The sequence below is a fragment of the Ancylomarina sp. 16SWW S1-10-2 genome (assembly GCF_009669305.1).
In the GTDB taxonomy this organism is placed as follows: domain Bacteria; phylum Bacteroidota; class Bacteroidia; order Bacteroidales; family Marinifilaceae; genus Ancylomarina.
Map to the genome: position 1 here is coordinate 1 of NZ_SADB01000187.1, position 509 is coordinate 509.

Annotated in this window: 1 protein-coding gene; it reads right to left on the reverse strand. The window is 50.1% G+C overall.

Going from position 1 to position 509, the window contains the following annotated elements; genetic code table 11:
* Positions 1 to 33: 33 nt before the first annotated feature.
* On the reverse strand, positions 34 to 509 hold a 476-nt coding region (locus EMN46_RS18935), incomplete at its 5' end, for a tail fiber assembly protein (RefSeq protein WP_142752642.1).

A 509-nucleotide genomic window follows, 5' to 3' on the forward strand; every position in this document is an offset into this window, starting at 1 on the left:
CATACAACGTTTCTGCGGCATATCACAAAACGATTACTCCATAACAGGGACAGCAGGCCACTCAATATCAGGTGCAGTTGATGTATCAACACGGTTCAGCAACACCCGATACTTCTTCCAGGCTTCCAGCAACGAGGTTTCTTCCTTCGTTGCAATTTCCAGATCTGCAGCATCCTGAAGCGGCGCAATATGCTCACTGGCTACCTGCATCAGGCTTTTTTTTGTTTCTTCCGCCTCCCGGATCCGGAACAGTTTTTCTGCTTCCGTATCCTTCACCCAGGCTGTGCCGTTCCACTTCTGATATTCCCCTCCCGGCGATAACCAGGTAAAATTTTCCGGTAACGGACCGAGTTCAGAAATAAATAACGCGTCGCCGGAAGCCACGTCATAGACGGTTTTACCCCGATGGTCTTCAACGAGATGCCACGATGCCTCATCACTGTTGAAAACAGCCACAAAGCCAGCCGGAATATCTGGCGGTGCAATATCGGTACTGTTTGCAGGCAGAC